Raw genomic sequence first — 233 nt, 5'->3', positions numbered from 1 at the left:
ACCCTGTACGGCGGCGCGATGAACAGCGACTATTACCGCGCCGGAGCCTTCGGCCTGGCACGCGATTTCGGTTCGATAGGCGGCTTGTCGTTGGATGTCACCCATGCCCGTAGTGACCTGGGCAGCAGCCTCGGCCAGGTTACCGGCAACAGCTTCGCCATGCGCTACGGCAAAAGCTTCCAGACCAACACCAACCTACGTTTTGCTGGGTATCGCTATTCCACCGAAGGGTA

1 protein-coding gene is annotated in these 233 nt (G+C 60.1%); it reads left to right on the top strand.

Features of this window, described 5'->3' with window-relative positions; genetic code table 11:
• The coding region (locus SB756_RS35725; RefSeq protein ID WP_410913974.1) for a fimbria/pilus outer membrane usher protein at positions 1-233 on the top strand (233 nt) is incomplete at both ends.

Origin of the sequence: Pseudomonas sp. SIMBA_068, from assembly GCF_046534705.1 — a bacterium.
Taxonomy (GTDB): domain Bacteria; phylum Pseudomonadota; class Gammaproteobacteria; order Pseudomonadales; family Pseudomonadaceae; genus Aquipseudomonas; species Aquipseudomonas putida.
Note: the sequence above shows the minus strand (reverse complement) of the source record. Positions and strands in the feature narration are given on the sequence as shown.